The sequence below is a fragment of the Arthrobacter sp. 01N442 genome (assembly GCF_056399345.1).
Genome location: NZ_JBFTRD010000024.1, coordinates 1 through 360, shown reverse-complemented (window position 1 = coordinate 360; position 360 = coordinate 1). Strand labels below are relative to the sequence as shown.

Annotated in this window: 1 protein-coding gene; it reads right to left on the bottom strand. The window is 48.2% G+C overall.

Annotated elements, in window-relative coordinates; genetic code table 11:
- On the bottom strand, positions 1-246 hold a 246-nt coding region (locus tag AC1DNC_RS16800), incomplete at its 3' end, for a hypothetical protein (protein WP_476863660.1).
- Positions 247-360: the final 114 nt, after the last annotated feature.

Genomic DNA, 360 nt, shown 5'->3' with positions numbered 1-360 from the left:
TGGGGACCCTTCCATTGCTTCGAATTCGGCGAATACGCTGGTTTGCAAAGCGGTTGGTGATCGGGTAAGTTTGAAAAGTTGCTCCGGAGTGATCCTGGACCGTTGGGTTTGGGTGGTGCCGGGTGTGTCTGTTGTTTGAGAACTCAATAGTGTGCCAAGTTTGTTGATACCAATTGTTTTATTGATTGGTTGTTTTGGCTGTGTTGTCCAYCCCGTGGATGGCATGGTTTTTACAGCTGGTTTCAAATTTTGTGCAGCCTTCTTTCCTCGTTTTCCCGGGGTTGTTGGTTGTGTCTGTTTTACTTCAACGGAGAGTTTGATCCTGGCTCAGGATGAACGCTGGCGGCGTGCTTAACACAT